This is a genomic window from Cellulomonas sp. NPDC057328, from assembly GCF_042667215.1.
Classification (GTDB): Bacteria; Actinomycetota; Actinomycetes; order Actinomycetales; family Cellulomonadaceae; genus Cellulomonas.
This window is the reverse complement of the sequence record NZ_JBHUZW010000029.1, coordinates 1-14,858: the sequence shown is the minus strand read 5'-3', so window position 1 is coordinate 14,858 and position 14,858 is coordinate 1. Positions and strand designations below refer to the sequence as shown.

11 protein-coding genes and 2 pseudogenes are annotated in these 14,858 nt (G+C 75.0%); 9 read left to right on the top strand and 4 right to left on the bottom strand.

From position 1 onward, the window contains the following. Nucleotides 1–48: 48 nt before the first annotated feature. Nucleotides 49–1,437: a glycosyl hydrolase gene (locus ACFUMH_RS07660; RefSeq protein ID WP_378202865.1), complete on the top strand. Its 1,389-nt coding sequence runs from the start codon at nucleotides 49–51 to the stop codon at nucleotides 1,435–1,437. 147 nt (nucleotides 1,438–1,584) lie between these two features. Here ACFUMH_RS07660 and ACFUMH_RS07655 read toward each other — a convergent pair. Together ACFUMH_RS07655 and ACFUMH_RS07650 are read right to left on the bottom strand one after the other, a co-directional pair. Next, nucleotides 1,585–1,770 (bottom strand): annotated as a pseudogene (locus ACFUMH_RS07655) (5'-nucleotidase); the annotation flags it as partial. A gap of 81 nt (nucleotides 1,771–1,851) precedes the next feature. Beyond that, a complete protein-coding gene (locus ACFUMH_RS07650; RefSeq protein WP_378202862.1) occupies nucleotides 1,852–3,213 on the bottom strand; it encodes a DUF3500 domain-containing protein in 1,362 nt (453 codons plus the stop codon). Between the two features lie 171 nt (nucleotides 3,214–3,384). On the opposite strand from ACFUMH_RS07650, the gene ACFUMH_RS07645 reads away from it, so the two are divergent. Together ACFUMH_RS07645 and ACFUMH_RS07640 are read left to right on the top strand one after the other, a co-directional pair. Next, on the top strand, nucleotides 3,385–4,155 hold the full coding sequence (locus ACFUMH_RS07645; protein ID WP_378202858.1) for a response regulator transcription factor: 771 nt from the start codon (nucleotides 3,385–3,387) through the stop codon (nucleotides 4,153–4,155). After that, nucleotides 4,152–5,651 carry a sensor histidine kinase gene (locus ACFUMH_RS07640; protein ID WP_378202855.1) on the top strand — a complete coding sequence of 500 codons (1,500 nt, stop codon included), beginning with the start codon at nucleotides 4,152–4,154 and terminating at the stop codon, nucleotides 5,649–5,651. Before ACFUMH_RS07645 ends, ACFUMH_RS07640 begins: the two co-directional genes overlap by 4 nt. 106 nt (nucleotides 5,652–5,757) lie before the next feature. On the opposite strand, the gene ACFUMH_RS07635 is transcribed toward ACFUMH_RS07640, so the two are convergent. Beyond that, complete coding sequence (locus ACFUMH_RS07635; protein WP_378202852.1) at nucleotides 5,758–6,372, bottom strand: hypothetical protein; 615 nt, start codon at nucleotides 6,370–6,372, stop codon at nucleotides 5,758–5,760. Nucleotides 6,373–6,676: 304 nt separating this feature from the next. On the opposite strand from ACFUMH_RS07635, the gene ACFUMH_RS07630 reads away from it, so the two are divergent. The 5 genes from ACFUMH_RS07630 (at nucleotide 6,677) to ACFUMH_RS07610 (ending at nucleotide 12,982) form a co-directional block, all read left to right on the top strand. Further along, nucleotides 6,677–7,882: a biotin/lipoyl-binding protein gene (locus ACFUMH_RS07630; protein ID WP_378202849.1), complete on the top strand. Its 1,206-nt coding sequence runs from the start codon at nucleotides 6,677–6,679 to the stop codon at nucleotides 7,880–7,882. Then, a complete protein-coding gene (locus ACFUMH_RS07625; protein WP_378202846.1) occupies nucleotides 7,875–8,615 on the top strand; it encodes an ABC transporter ATP-binding protein in 741 nt (246 codons plus the stop codon). Before ACFUMH_RS07630 ends, ACFUMH_RS07625 begins: the two co-directional genes overlap by 8 nt. Then, a complete protein-coding gene (locus ACFUMH_RS07620) occupies nucleotides 8,612–9,844 on the top strand; it encodes an ABC transporter permease (RefSeq protein ID WP_378202843.1) in 1,233 nt (410 codons plus the stop codon). Before ACFUMH_RS07625 ends, ACFUMH_RS07620 begins: the two co-directional genes overlap by 4 nt. A gap of 71 nt (nucleotides 9,845–9,915) precedes the next feature. Continuing rightward, the gene (locus ACFUMH_RS07615; protein WP_378202840.1) at nucleotides 9,916–10,875 is read left to right on the top strand and encodes a hypothetical protein; all 960 of its coding nucleotides are present in this window, start codon (nucleotides 9,916–9,918) and stop codon (nucleotides 10,873–10,875) included. Beyond that, nucleotides 10,868–12,982, top strand: coding sequence for an HlyD family efflux transporter periplasmic adaptor subunit (locus ACFUMH_RS07610; RefSeq protein ID WP_378202838.1), 2,115 nt, complete (start codon nucleotides 10,868–10,870; stop codon nucleotides 12,980–12,982). The genes ACFUMH_RS07615 and ACFUMH_RS07610 overlap by 8 nt, the downstream gene beginning before the upstream one ends. A 155-nt stretch (nucleotides 12,983–13,137) precedes the next feature. Here ACFUMH_RS07610 and ACFUMH_RS07605 read toward each other — a convergent pair. After that, nucleotides 13,138–13,200: pseudogene (locus tag ACFUMH_RS07605) on the bottom strand (hypothetical protein); the annotation flags it as partial. A gap of 398 nt (nucleotides 13,201–13,598) precedes the next feature. Here ACFUMH_RS07605 and ACFUMH_RS07600 point away from each other — a divergent pair. Further along, a complete protein-coding gene (locus ACFUMH_RS07600; RefSeq protein ID WP_378202835.1) occupies nucleotides 13,599–14,075 on the top strand; it encodes a VOC family protein in 477 nt (158 codons plus the stop codon). The last annotated feature ends 783 nt before the right edge of the window (nucleotides 14,076–14,858 follow it).

The following is a 14,858-nucleotide window of genomic DNA, read 5'->3' as shown; positions in this document are numbered from 1 at the left end:
ACGTCGATGGTTCGTCGCGCAGTCGTCGCGCTTACGGCGGGAGCGGTCGTGGCGGGCGCTGCGGCGTCCCCCGCCGCAGCCTTCCCGCCGTCCAGCAGGCAGCAGGTCATCGACTACCTCTCGTCCATCACCGGCAGCCAGGTCGTCTCCGGTCAGCACAACAAGGAACCGGCGTCCAACCCGGCGCAGTACACGCAGGTCGTCCGCAACATCACCGGCCAGTACCCCGGCCTGTGGGGCGGCGACCTCATGTTCACCGCGGCGGACGTCGCCAACCGGCAGCGCGTGATCGACCAGGCGAAGATGGAGTGGGGCAACGGCTCGCTCGTCACACTCACCTGGCATGTGTGCCCGCCGACGACGGGCCCGTCCTGCAACTTCGAGGGCGGCGTGAAGTCCCGCATCACGAACGCGCAGTTCGAGCAGGTGATCAGCGACGGCACGGCGCTCAACAGCGCGTGGAAGCGTCGGCTCGACGAGGCGGTGCCCTACCTGCAGCAGCTCAAGGACGCCGGCGTGCCGGTGCTGTTCCGACCGCTGCACGAGATGAACGAGACCTGGAACTGGTGGGGCGGCTACGGCGCCAAGAGCGCCCGCCTCTACCAGATCACCCGCGACTACCTGATGAGCAAGGGTCTGACCAACCTCATCTGGGTGTGGAACGTGCAGGACAACCCCGCCGGCGGCTGGGCCACGTACTACCCGGGCAGCTCCTACGTCGACGTCGTCAGCCTCGACTCCTGGTACAAGAACTACCCGAGCGCAGCCGACTACCAGCAGATGCTCTCGATCGCCGGCAGCAAGCCGATCGCCATCGCGGAGATGGGCAAGGTGCCCACCGCTGCGTTCCTCGACAGCCAGCCGCGCTGGTCGTACTTCATGCTCTGGTCCGAGCAGCTGCAGGGCAACAACACGAACGCCGAGATCCAGGCGACCTACTTCGCGCCCCGTGTCCTCAACCAGGGCGAGTTGGTTCTGGCCGGTGCGACGACGACACCCCCGCCGACCGGTGGCGGCACCCCGACGTCACCTCGGACGGGCGCCATCACCGGGCTGGGCGGCGCCTGCGTCGACGTCCAGGCCTCCGGCACCGCCGACGGGACCGCCGTCCAGCTCTACGCCTGCGCCCCCGGCACCGCCCAGACGTGGACGGTCAACGCTCCGACGGGCACCGGCACGATCGTGCACCCGCACTCGGGCAAGTGCCTCGACGTCGCCGGGCAGGGCACCGCGGACGGCACGCGGGTGCAGATCTGGACCTGCAACGGCTCCGCGGCCCAGCGGTGGGCGTACGACGCGACGGCCCGGACGCTGCGCAACCCGGCTTCCGGGAAGTGCCTGGACGCCGCGGGGGAGAGCAGCGCCAACGGGACCCGGCTGCAGATCTGGACGTGCAACGGCAAGGCCAACCAGCGCTGGACGATCCCGGCGACGTGACCGCGCTCGCCGCCCGATGCCGCTGGGCGTCAGCCTCCGGCATCGGGCGGCGACACCCGCCGGGGGCAGTACGTGCCCGGTGACGAGCTCCGCGCCGGCGCGGCGAAGCCAACGGACGGGGCTCTTGGAAGGAAGGGCCCGTCGCCGTCAGGCCGGTTGATCCGCCGGCGCCCCATTGCTGTCCCGATTCTCGTTGATCACGCCGAAGGGCACATGAACGCTGGGCGCCACTTTCGCGGCGGTGATTAGGTGGCTCGCTTGGTCGTCGAAGAAGATGTGGGGCCTGAGGATTTCGAGCACCTTCGCCTTCTCGATGCCGCCGAGAAAGAACGCGTCGTTGACGCGCGGTACCTGCGGGCAGCGGCGCGGGCCGAGGAAGGGTCCGCGCCGCTGCTGGGTGCTCTGCGTGCCGGCTCAGCCCTCTGTCGCCGGCAGGCTCGTGTCGCCCGTGGGCGGCGTGCCGCCGGGGCCGCCGGCCGGGGGAGTGCCACCGCGCGGGCCGCCGCCGGCGGGTGCGCCGCCGCCCATGCCGCCGGCCGCCTCCTGCTGCTCGACGCTGTTCGCGTAGTCGTTGCCCGGGTCGCGGTAGATGGTGTGGACGTGGCCCCAGCCGGAGGTGACCACGCCGTCGACGTCGGCACCGGCCGAGCCCTGCTGCGAGGCGAACTCGATGTACACGTCGGGCCCGGAGATCTGGAAGGAGATGCCGTCGCCCTGCGTCATGTCGTAGACCGTGGCGCCCGACCAGCTGACGTACGTCTCGTCGAGCGTGGCCTCGATGTCCGCGAGCGCGTCGGCGGTGGTCTGCTCGTCGGCGAGGCCGACCCAGTTGGCGACGACGTCGAGCAGCAGCTGCTTCTGCTCGTCGGTCAGGTCGGAGCCGGCCAGGCCGGTGCCGGTCGGATAGGTGCAGGTGCTGCCGGGTGCGCAGACCATCGCGGCGACGTTCTCGCCCTGGTAGAGCGCGGCCTTCTGCTCGTCGGTCAGGCTGTCGTAGAACGCGAACGCGGTCGTGTAGATGGTGCCGAAGGTCTCGACCTGGGTGCCGTCGGCGGCGGTCCATACCTCGGGCTGGGTGCCCAGGTGGGTGGGGGCGAAGGTGATCGCGTCGGTGCCGGCGTCGAGGGTGGCGTTGATGCCGAGGTGGTGGCCGCCGAACTGGATCTCGTAGGGGCTGCCGGAGGAGGCGTCGCCGAAGAGGGCGATGTAGTACTGGCCGAGGGAGTCCTCGGTGCTGCTGCTGGTGTCCGCGAGGTACTGGTCGCCGGCGATGATGTTCGACACCGTCGCGTAGCCCTCGTCGCTGAGCAGCGCCTCGAGCACCTGCAGCGCGGCGACCTGCTGCTCCTCCGTGAGATCGGCGACGTTCAGCCCGGCGCGCTCGACGAACGTCACGGGGAAGTTCGACCACGAGGTGGACTTGGTCGCGTCGTCGTAGTCGTAGGTGACCGCCTCGACCTGCTCGTCGGACAGGGTGGCGAGGAACGCCTCCACCGCGGCGGAGGTGTTCGTGATCGTCTCGGCGGTCGTGCTCGCGGTGGAGGTGGTCACCTCCTGGGCGGCGGCCGCGACCGTCGAGCCCGAGCCCGAGCCCGAGCCCGAGTCGGACGCGGTCGTGGACGAGGTCGTCGTCCTCGACGAGGACGTCGAGGACGTGGCCGTGTCGGTGGCGCAGCCGCTGAGCAGGAGGCCACCGGCAAGGACGAGGCTCGTCGTCCCCATCAGGGCCCGCTTCACGCGGCCGGGGCGCTTGGTCGTGTGCGTGTTCGTCGTCATGGTGCGACTCTGCGGCCCGTCGCTATGGGGATCCTGTGTGGCGGTTGTGGCACGGCGGTGAGCCCCGCGCAGCCGGGTCGATCGAGGCGTCGCCCTCCTGCATCCGGCTGCACAGCGCCCTCACAGGTGCGTCCCAGGCGCCCCACCGGAGATCCCCGGAGGATGGACGACATGACCGCGAACACCCGTGCTCCCGGGCGCCGGACCGACGTGCGCCCCGACGGGTCGCCCGTGCAGGCCCTCGTCGTCGACGACGAGCCGGCGATCGGGGACCTGCTCGCGACCGTCCTCCGGTACGAGGGGTGGCAGGTGCAGACGGCGACGACCGGCCAGGCGGCCCTGCGGGCGGTCCGCGGCGAGCGTCCCGACGTCATCGTCCTGGACGTGATGCTGCCCGACATGACGGGGCTGCAGGTGCTGCACCGCATCCGCCAGGTGCACCCGGACGTCCCGGTGCTGTTCCTGACGGCGAAGGACGCGGTCGAGGACCGGGTCGCCGGCCTCACCGCCGGCGGGGACGACTACGTGACCAAGCCGTTCAGCCTCGAGGAGGTCGTCGCCCGGCTGCGTGGGCTGCTGCGCCGGTCCGGGGCAACGGCCGCAGCGGAGGACACCGACCTCGTCGTGGGCGGCCTACGGATGGACGAGGACGGGCACGAGGTGTGGCGCGACGGCGAGCCGGTCCAGCTGACGGCCACGGAGTTCGAGCTCCTGCGGTTCTTCCTGCGCAACCCGCGCCGTGTGCTGTCCAAGGCGCAGATCCTCGACCGGGTGTGGCAGTACGACTTCGGCGGTCAGGCGAACATCGTCGAGCTGTACGTCTCGTACCTGCGGCGCAAGATCGACGCGGGCCGGGCCCCGATGATCCACACCGTGCGTGGTGTCGGCTACGTCCTGCGCCCCGCCGAGCCGGCGGCGGGCGACGCCGCGGCGTCGACGTGACGCGCTGGACGCTCCGTCGCCGCCTCGTCACCGTCCTCGTCGCCCTGGTCGTGGGCGTCACGGCCGCGACCGGCGTGATCTCGACCCTCGCGCTGCGCGCCACCCTCGTGGACCAGCTGGACGACCAGGTGCGCGCCGCCGGTCAGCGCGCCGGTGGCGTGCGCGCCGGGCCACGCGTCGGCCTCCCGTGGTCGCCGGGGTCGGCCGTCGACGGCACGGAGGCGCGCCGCCCGCCTCCTGGCCTGGGCGTGCCCGGGCAGGCCGCCGGCACGATCGCCCTCGAGGTCGTCGACGGGGTGACGGAGGCCGCCTACCTGGACGAGGACGGTGACTACCAGCCGCTGACCGCCGAGCAGGCGGCCGTCCTCGAGGACGTGCCCACCGACGGGGAGCCGCAGACCGTCGACCTGCCGGGACTCGGTCCGTACCGCGTCGTCGGGGCCACGACGACCGACGGGCGCCTGGTCGTGACGGGGCTCTCGCTCCGGGAGGCCCTGCGCACGGTGGAGGACTACGTCGTGTCCGAGGCCGTGATCGCGGCGCTGGGGATCCTGCTCGCGGCCGTGGCCGGCGGCGTGCTGGTGCGCCGGGAGCTGCGTCCGCTCGACCGGGTCGCCGCGACGGCCGCCCGCGTGTCCGACGTGCCCTTGCACCGCGGGGAGGTCGCCGCCCTCGAGCGCGTCCCCGACGCGGACACCGACCGCGCCACGGAGGTCGGGCAGGTCGGTCTGGCCCTCAACCGCCTCCTCGGCCACGTCGAGGCCGCGCTGGGGGCCCGGCACGAGAGCGAGACCCAGGTCCGCCAGTTCGTCGCCGACGCCAGCCACGAGCTGCGGACCCCGCTCGCGTCGATCCGCGGGTACGCCGAGCTGGTCCGCCGGATGCCGGAGGAGCTCCCTCCCGACGCGGTGCGCGCGCTGGAACGGGTCGAGTCCGAGTCGCGTCGCATGACGTCCCTGGTGGAGGACATGCTGCTCCTCGCACGGCTCGACGCGGGACGACCCCTGGACCGGGGGCCCGTCGACATGATTGCCCTCGCCCTCGACGCGGTGTCGGACGCGCACGCGGCCGGGCCCGACCACGTGTGGCGCCTCGAGCTGCCCGACCCGGAGGACGACGACCCTGCCGGCACCGTGGTCCTCGGTGACGAGCACCGCCTCCGTCAGGTCCTGGTCAACCTGCTCGCCAACGCGCGCGTGCACACCCCGCCCGGCACGACGGTGGTCACCTCCGTCACCTCCGGAGCGCAGGGGTCCGTCGAGCTGGAGGTCCGCGACGACGGCCCGGGCATCCCCGACGACCTGCGCCACCGGCTCTTTCAGCGCTTCGCGCGCGGTGACGCCGCCCGGTCCCCGGGATCCGGGTCCAGCGGCCTCGGGCTGGCGATCGCGGACGCCGTCGTCAGGGCCCACGGCGGCCGGATCGACGTCGGGCGCGGGCCCGGCGCGACCTTCACCGTCACGCTGCCGGCCGACCCGCCCGACGCGCCGCGCTGAGTGCCCGGCCGGACGGGGCAGGGCTGAGTGCGTCCGGACGTCAGGCACGTCGGCGCGGACGCACGACGGCCCGGTACGCCCACGCGCACCGGGCCGTCGCACCGACTCAGGAGGCGGTGCCGTCGGTCGCCGGCTCGTCCGCCGCTGCGTCGTCAGGCCGCTCTCCGCCGCGCGGGCCGTGCCCACGCCCCCCGAGCCGCAGCTCCTCCTCGACGAGCGCGCCGACCCGCTCGGGCAGCGCCGCGACCCGCTCGTCGGCCTCCGCCTGCGTGAGGTCGCCGTCCGCGACGTCCTGCGCCAGGCGCTCGGTCTGCGCGGCCACCAGGGCCTCCACCAGCACGGACGTCTCGACGTCCTGCGCCGCGGCGACGTCGGCGAGGGAGGTGCCGTCGACCTCCAGCGCCGTGCGCAGCTCGTCCTGCGTCATGCCGAGCGTCGTGGCCGCGGCGGACAGGTCGACGTGGCGGCCACCGCCGCGGCCGGGTCCGCCGCGCAGGGCGTCGGACCCGTCGAGCGTGGTGGCGACCTCCTCGGCCTGCTCCTGGGTGAGCGTGCCGTCGTCGACCAGGCCCGACAGCGCCTCGACGACCGCCTCCGCCCGCGTGGTGACCGTCCCGTCCTCCGGCACGGCGGCCAAGACGGGCGCCGCCAGCACGGCGACGCACGCCACGGTCAGGGCGCCGGCCACGCCGGCGGTCGCGACCTTCTTCGTGATCCTCATGGTCGTGTCCTCTCCGGGCCGGTGACCACCACCGGCCTCGCGGTCCACGGTCCGAGCCGCCGCTGTGCCGACGCTGTGCCGGCCATGTCGGCGCGCCCTGAGTGCCGGGCAGCCGCCGTCCCGCGCCGCGCGCTCGCTCCACAGCCCGCGCACAGCACCGGCTGACGGCGGGCCCAGCCGCGCTCCCTAGCGTCCACGGCAGCCGGGTCCCACCGGCCGGATCCAGCCCTGCGGGGCGGGGAGGGAGATCATGGTCGGCGTCTGGAGGAGGAGCGGCCCACGCAGCCGCGTCGCTGCGGGAGTCGTGGCGCTCGCTGCGGTGGGTGCGCTGGTGTGGTGGCTGTGGTGGCGCGGCGGGACGGGCGCGAGCGCGCAGGAAGCACCGGCCACCCGCACGGTCGCGGCGTCGCTGTCGACGCTGGAGAAGACGGTCACCACGACGGGCACGCTCACGCCCGCGGTGCACGAGGACGTGTCGTTCACCGTGGCGGGCACGGTGACCGCGGTGGCCGTCGCCGCCGGGGACACGGTCACCGCCGGCCAGACGCTGGCGACCGTCGACACGCTCCACCTCGACGCGGCCGTGCTGCAGGCACGGGCCACGCTCGCCGAGGCGCAGGCAGACCTGGACGCGGCGCAGGACGCGGATGACGGGAGCGACGCGGCGCAGGCCGCCGTCGACGCGGCGGTCGCGCAGGTCGCGGTCGCGCAGGCCGACGTGGACGGAGCCGTGGCCGACGTCGCCGCGGCGACGCTCGTGTCGCCGGTCGCAGGCGTGGTGACGTCCGTCGGCGTGACCGTCGGCGACGTCGTCGACTCGGGCACCACGGGCGCGACGACCACCGGGGCCTCGGGCGCGTCGTCCTCGGCGGCGTCCCCGGGCGGGACGTCGGGAGCCTCGGCCACGACCTCCGTCGCGGCGTTCACGGTCGTGGGCACGGACGGCTGGCAGGTCGACGCCACCGTCGGCGAGGCGGACGCCGCGCACGTCGCCGCCGGCGACCAGGTCGAGATCACCTCCGACGACCTCACCGGCACCGTCTTCGGCACGGTCGCCGAGGTCGGGCTCGTCTCCAGCAGCACGTCGGGCACCGCCGCGTACCCCGTGACGGTCCAGGTGACCGGCACACCCGACGGCCTGCACGACGGCGTGACCGTGGACGTCGCGATCGTCTACGAGCGGCGCACCGACGTGCTGACCGTCCCGTCCGCCGCCGTCTCGACCGGCGACGACGGCACGACGACGGTCACCCGCCTCACCGCGGACGGGACCGAGGAGGTCGCCGTCGAGGTCGGCGAGGCGTCGGGCGACGTCGTCGAGGTCGTCTCCGGGCTGGCCGAGGGCGACGAGGTCGTCATGACGGTGTTCGCGGGCCGCGCCGGGCAGAGCGGGGGCGGCGGGACCGACGGCGGCCAGGGGCAGGCGCCCGGCGCACCGCCGGAGGGCTTCACGCCACCCGACGGCGGCGCCGGGTTCCCCGGCGGACCGATGGGCGGCGGCGATGACTGAGCTGCTCCTGGCCCCCGGCGCACCGCACGCCGCCGACGCACCCGTCCTCGAGCTGGTGGGCGCGCGCAAGACGTACCGCACGGGCGCCGTCGAGTTCGAGGCGCTGCGCGGGGTCGACCTGCGCATCACGACGGGCGAGTACGTCGCCGTCGTGGGCCCCTCCGGGTCCGGCAAGTCGACGCTCATGAACGTCCTCGGCTGCCTCGACACCCTGACCGCCGGCACCTACCGGCTCGCCGGCGAGGACGTGTCCGCGCTCGACGAGGCCGAGCTGGCCCGCATCCGCAACCGGCACATCGGCTTCGTCTTCCAGCAGTTCCACCTGCTGCCCGCGCTGCCCGCGTGGCGCAACGTCGAGCTCCCGCTGGTCTACGGCGGTGTGCCCGCGGCGGAGCGGCGCGAGCGCGCGCACGACGCCCTGGCGCGCGTCGGGCTCGGCGACCGGGTCGACAACCGCCCGGGCGAGCTGTCCGGCGGGCAGCAGCAGCGCGTCGCGGTCGCCCGGGCGCTCGTCGGGGACCCGGCGCTCGTCCTCGCGGACGAGCCGACGGGCAACCTCGACTCGACGTCCACCGCCGACGTGCTGAGCCTGCTCGACGCGCTGCACGCGGCCGGCCGCACGGTCGTGCTCATCACGCACGAGCACGACGTCGCCGCCCGCGCGGGGCGGGTCGTGCGGGTCGCGGACGGCGAGGTCGTCGCCGACGGACCGGGTCGGGCGGTGGCCTCGTGACCTGGACGGAGACCCTGCGCACCGGCCTCGCGGCGGTCCGCGCGCACGCGCTGCGCTCGACCCTCACCGTGCTCGGCATCCTCATCGGCGTCGCCGCGGTCGTCCTGACCGTCGGGCTCGGCCTGGGCACGCAGAAGGACGTGAGCGCGCAGATCAGCGCGCTCGGGTCCGACCTGCTCATCGTCACGCCGGGCTCGAGCACCGACTCCTCCGGCGTGCGGGGCGGCTTCGGCAGCGGCACCACGCTCACGCGCGGCGACGCCGAGGCGATCGACTCGTCCGTCGTCGCACCCGACGTCGCCGGCGTCGCCGCGGAGAAGACCGCGCAGCTCACGCTCGAGTCCGGCGACAGCAACTGGACGACGGCCGTCACCGGCACCACCGCCGCGTGGCTCGACGTGCGGGGGCGGGAGGTGGCCTCCGGCCGGTTCCTCACGACGGACGACGACCTCGACCGTGCGGGCGTCGTCGTGCTCGGGCCCGAGACCGCCGAGCAGCTGTTCGGCACCACGCGCGTGGTCGGCCAGGTCGTCACGGTCGGTGGCACCGACCTGACGGTCGTCGGCGTGCTCGCCGAGGCCGGCGCGAGCGGCTCGAGCGACCTCGACGACGTGGCCCTCGTGCCGCTGTCGACGGCCGCCGAACAGCTCGTCGGAGGGTCGTCCCGCACCGCGGTCTCGACGATCTACGTGCAGGCGGCGTCGGGCGACCGGCTGTCCGCCGCGGCGCAGGAGGTCGAGCAGCTGCTGGTCGCGCTGCACGGCGCGACCGACGCGGACGCCGCCGACTTCACCGTCGCGTCCCAGGACGCGCTCGTCTCCACGGCCACCGCGGTCTACCGCACGCTGACCGTCCTGCTCACGGGCGTCGCGGCGCTGTCCCTGCTGGTCGGGGGCATCGGCGTCATGAACATCATGCTCGTGTCCGTCACCGAGCGGACCCGCGAGATCGGCCTGCGCAAGGCGCTGGGCGCGCCGCCCGGGGCGATCCGCCGGCAGTTCCTCGTCGAGGCGTCCGTGCTCGGCCTGACGGGGGGCGTGCTCGGCGTCGCCGTCGGCGTCGTGGCCGCACGCGTGCTGCCGTCCGTGCTCGGCTCGTCCGTCGTCGTGTCCGGCCTCGCCGTCGCCGGCTCGGTGGTCGTGGCCGTCGTCATCGGCCTCGTCTTCGGCGTCTACCCGGCGGCCCGCGCGGCGCGCCTCGCACCCATCGACGCCCTGCGCGCGCAGTGACGTCCCCGCGCACGCCCCGACCACGCACCCACCGACCCGCCCGTCCGGGCTCGTTCCCGAAGGAGAACCCCATGCACCCCACCACCCGGAACCCCGCCGGCCGGCGGCGCACCGCCGTGCCCGCCGCCGTGGGCGCGACCGTCCTCGCGGTGCTGCTCGCCGCGTGCGGCCAGCAGGCCACCGCCGCCGACGACCCCACCCCTGCGTCCACCGGTGACGCCGCCGCCGACGCCCCGGCCGACGCGCCCGGCGACGGCGACGCACCCCGCGGCACCGGCGGCGTGCGCGGCGAGGTCGTCGCCCTGGACGGCACCACCGCGCAGGTCCAGGGCGTCGACAGCCAGACTGCCGTCACGTGGACCGACGCGACGACCTTCACGACGACGGCCGCCGCGACGCTCGCCGACGTGACGACCGGCGTGTGCGTCACCGTGACGACCGGTACGCCCGGCGCCGCGGGCGCCGCGGGCGGCGCCGGCGACGGTACGGACGCCGCGACCGCGGTGACGGTGAGCGACCCGGTCGACGGCGTGTGCGCCGCCGGCTCGGGGGTCGGCCCGGGCGGCACACGGCCGCTGGGCGGCGCACCCGACGGCGCGCCGACGGATCGGCCGACGGACGCACCGCAGCCACCTGCCGACGCCCCGACGGACGCCCCGACCGGCGCACCCGGCGGAGGCCCGGGCGGGCGCGGCGGATGGGCCGGCGGGACCACGGGGACCGTCACGGCCGTGTCGGGCACGGCCCTCACGGTGGCGGTCACGTCGCCGGACGGGACGTCGACCACGCAGGATGTCACCGTCGACGACGCGACCACCTACACGCGCACCGTCGCCGCCGACGCCGCCGTGCTCACGGTGGGCCGCTGCGCGACCGTCCGCGGCGAGGCCGACGACGCCGGCGCCGTCACCGCGACCTCCGTCGCGCTGACGGACCCCGGCGCCGACGGGTGCAGCACCGCACCGGCGGGCCGAGGCGGCGCCGGCGGGCGACCCGGCGACGCGACCGCGGGGGAGGGCACCGATGCGTGACACGCACGAGGTCCCTCGATCCACGGACGCGCCGGCGGTGCCCGCGACGGGTGCCGCGCGGGGGCGGCGCAGCGGGCGGCGCAGCGGGCGGCGCAGCGTCGTCGCCGTCACCGCGGGCGTCCTCGCACTGGCGGTCGCCGGCGGCGGGACAGCGGTCGCGCTCAGCCACGGGGAGGACGCCGCGCGGTACCGCACCGCGACCGTCGCGACGGGCACCGTCTCCCAGACGGTGACGGCCGTCGGCACGGTCACGTCCGCGACCCGCCGCGACGCCGCCTTCGCGGTGGCCGGCACGGTCGCCACCGTGGACGTCGCCGTGGGTGACGTCGTCACCGCGGGCCAGACCCTCGCGACGCTCGACCCGGCCGACCTCGCGGCGGCCGTCGAGGACGCCGGGTCCGCGCTCGCCGACGCGCAGCAGCGCCTCGAGGACGACCTCACCTCGCAGGCCACCGGCACGGCGTCGGCGAGCGCGTCGACCGGCGGCGCCTCGACCTCCCGGTCAGCCGCGGCCGGGACCACGACGGCTGGCGCGACGGCGACGCCGGCCGCCGCGACCACGGCCACCACCGCCGCTGTGCGGACCGTCGCGGCGACGGCGGGCGCGGCACCGGCCACCGCGGCCTCGACGCTGCTCGCAGCGACCACCGGAACGCCGGCCGACGACGCGACGGCCGCGCCGTCGACGACGGTCGCCGACGCCCGGGCGGCCGTCACGGCGGCGCAGGACCAGCTCCTGGCGGCGTACGACGCGCTGGCGACCGCGGTCGCGGGCGTCTCCGACGCCTGGTCGGGGGACACGTGCACGGCCTTCCTCGCCGTCGACGCCGACGCGGTCGTGGTCGCCGACGCGGGGGAGACGGACACCGGCGAGGACGGCGCCGCGGCCTCCGCCGACGCGGACGCGACCGCGGGGACGGGCACCGGCACGCCGACGACGGCGGCGCCGCCCGCGGCGCCCGGCGCCGTGGCGCTCGACGACGCGCAGGCCCTGCTCGCCGCGTGCCAGACCGCGCTCACCTCGGCGGGCGGCGCCCTCGCCGACCCGCTGGCCGCGCTCGACGTGGCCGGCACGGCGCTCGACGCGGCCGTGCAGGAGCTCGCGGCGACGGTCGACGCCGCGGCCGCGGCCGGTGCGGGCAGCGGATCCGGCACCGGGGCTGGGGATGGCGGGGAGTCGGGCACCGCCCCGGGTTCCGGTCGCGCGGAGGCCTCCGCCACGCCGGGTGCGGCCTCCGCGTCGGGCGGGGCCGGGACGACCTCCGCCGACGTCGGCGGGTCCTCCGGCCCCGGCTCGACGGGTGGCACGACCGGCGGCTCCGCCACCGGCACGACGGCCGTCGTCGCGACCGCCGCCACCGTCCTGGCCGCTCGCGCCCAGGTCGCCCTGCGCGAGCAGGAGCTCGCCGTCGCCGAGCACGAGGCGACGCTCGCCACGCTGACCAGCCCGGTCGCGGGCACGGTCGGCGCGGTTGCGGTCGCACCGGGCGACACGGTCAGCGCGTCGTCCACCACGCAGGTCGTCACCGTGCTGGGCGGCGACGGGCACGTCGTCGAGGTGACCGTCCCGCTGACGTCCGTCGACGCCGTGGCCGTCGGCCAGGACGCGCGCGTGCGCGTCGGCACCACGGACGCGGACCTGACCGGCACGGTGAGCAGCGTCGGCGTGCTCGACGTCTCCGAGACGTCCACCCCCGCGTACCCGGTGCTGGTGACGCTCGACCCGACGGACGCGCGCGTGCTCGACGACGCGTCCGCGCAGGTCGACGTCGCGGTCGCCGCGGCGCAGGACGTCCTCACGGTCCCGACCTCCGCGCTGCGCACGTCCGGCGGGACGACGTCGGTGCAGGTCCTCGCGGACGACGGCACCGTGCGCACGGTCGAGATCGAGGTCGGCGCCACGGGCACGGAGCTCACCGAGGTGACGTCCGGCGTGGACGCAGGTGCGCAGGTCGTGCTCGCCGACCTGTCGGCGACGCTCGACGCGGGCGACACCCGGGAGGACGCGGGCCTGTCCGGCCTCGGGGAGGACGACGCCCAGGTCCCGGGCGGCGGGCGTCCTGCAGGTGGCCCGCCGGCCGATCGCGGTGCTCGGTCCGACGGGTGACGGGCCGGCTCACGTGCGCCGGGACGAAACTCGGAGGTCGTCGCCCGCCCGGGCCGGAGATCAGGAAGGAGATCCCGTCGCCCTGCGTCATGTCGTTGCACCATCGCGCCGGACCAGCTCACGTACGTCCCGTCGAGCGTGGCCTCGATCTCGGCCAGGGCGTCGGTGGCGGTCTGCTCGTCGGCGGAGCCGACCCAGTTCGCGACGACGTCGAGCAGCAGCTGCTTCTGCTCGTCGGTCAGGTCGGCGCCGGCCAGGCCGGTGCCGGTGGGACGTGACGTCGCCCACGCAGGCGACGACGCCCGTGGCCGAGCTCGTCAAGGACCTCTCGGTCTCCCCACAGGCCCTGTACGACGTGCGCTCCAAGGGGCGGGGACCGCGCGGCTTCCGCGTCGGTCGGCAGCTCCGCTCCCCGCCGGCGGACGTCGAGGCGTGGGTCGCCGGCATGGAGGCCGCAGACGGTGCGCCCACCACCCGCGCACAGGGACGTGAGCCGCGACCGCCCGCGCACCGGAAGTCATCGGCACGACAGGCCGATGACTTCCGTCGTGCCGTCCGGTCGTGCTGGGAAGGCGGATGGACCGCCGGCGCCGCGCAACCTCAGGAGGACCGATCCGTGAAGGACGTCATCACCCACCTCGCCTTCCCGACCCGGGTCGAGGAGGCGGTCCGGTTCTACACCGACCTGCTGCCCGGCTCGCGGATCACGGGTGTCACCCGCTTCGGCCCTGGTGAGCCCGGTCCTGAGGGGGAGGTCCGCACCATGAGGTTCGAGATGCTGGGACGGACCTACCTGGCCGTGAACGGCGGGGCGGACTTCGCCTTCTCCGAAGGCATCAGCCTGCTCGTGCAGTGCGACACGCAGGAGGAGATCGACCGCCTGTGGGACGCGCTGAGCGAGGGTGGTCAGCCGGCCGAGTGCGGGTGGGTCACCGACCGGTTCGGCCTCACCTGGCAGATCACGGCCGCCATCGCCGAGCACCACATGTACGGCCTCGACCCGGACGCGGCGCAGCGCGTGGTCACCGCGACCTACGGCATGACGAAGATCGACATCGCCGCGCTCGAGCGAGCGGCACGCGGCGACGGCTGACGGCGTCTCGCCCGCCGAGCCGGTCCTCGACGCGGGAGTGCGGTCAGAGGGGACCGTCAGCGGCCACCAGGGGCCTGAGCCGGCCGTCCCGGCTCGAGCGACACCGGGCACAGAGCTGTCTCCAGTACCGGAAGTCTCTCAACACACGTCGATGAATCATCGTCGGGATGCGGAGGACGGCTGGGCGGCACTCGACTGAATCTCTACAGCTGCACCAGGAAGTTGTGTACGTGGTGCATGCGTCGAGCTTTGCGCGCGGCACGCTGACGGCTCTCCTCGTCACACGAGGCACTCACGTCGGTTGGGTGCCGTTCGATCTGCTCGACGTGGTCGACGGACGCGTACCGTCGTCGTGGCGCTTCGCGCAGTTCCTCGACGGCTCCCGGGGCCCCGTATCGGCGCTGTGGGGCTACCCCTCGCTGATCGATGACCCGCAGCACTTCGAGGATCTCATCGTCGACGAACGCGCTCCGGCGTTCCGGACCTTCTTGCGGAGACCGACAGAGAGGGTGTGCCGCCCGAAGACGAGGTCCTGCTCGACCACGTCACCATCGACAAGGCGGCGGAGATGGGCTGCGGGAGGTTCGGTGACGCCCTGATGTCGCTCTCGTCCAGGCCGGCGTCCGACGCGGATTCGACCGACGTCTCCCGCCAGGAGGCGTCGTCCACCTCCGACGACGGCGGCTCCCGCATCACTGCGACGTCGTGGGCGCCCGGTCGGCGACGAGGGCGTACGACCCCTGCACGAGCTCCTCGACCAGCCTCCGGCGCGCTCGCCGGGGG

Coding starts and splice junctions, on each gene's coding strand:
- ACFUMH_RS07650 (WP_378202862.1), bottom strand. CDS start 3,213: ATGACGACGAACACGCACACGACCAAGCGCCCCGGCCGCGTGAAGCGG.
- ACFUMH_RS07645 (WP_378202858.1), top strand. CDS start 3,385: ATGACCGCGAACACCCGTGCTCCCGGGCGCCGGACCGACGTGCGCCCC.
- ACFUMH_RS07635 (WP_378202852.1), bottom strand. CDS start 6,372: ATGAGGATCACGAAGAAGGTCGCGACCGCCGGCGTGGCCGGCGCCCTG.
- ACFUMH_RS07625 (WP_378202846.1), top strand. CDS start 7,875: ATGACTGAGCTGCTCCTGGCCCCCGGCGCACCGCACGCCGCCGACGCA.
- ACFUMH_RS07615 (WP_378202840.1), top strand. CDS start 9,916: ATGCACCCCACCACCCGGAACCCCGCCGGCCGGCGGCGCACCGCCGTG.
- ACFUMH_RS07610 (WP_378202838.1), top strand. CDS start 10,868: ATGCGTGACACGCACGAGGTCCCTCGATCCACGGACGCGCCGGCGGTG.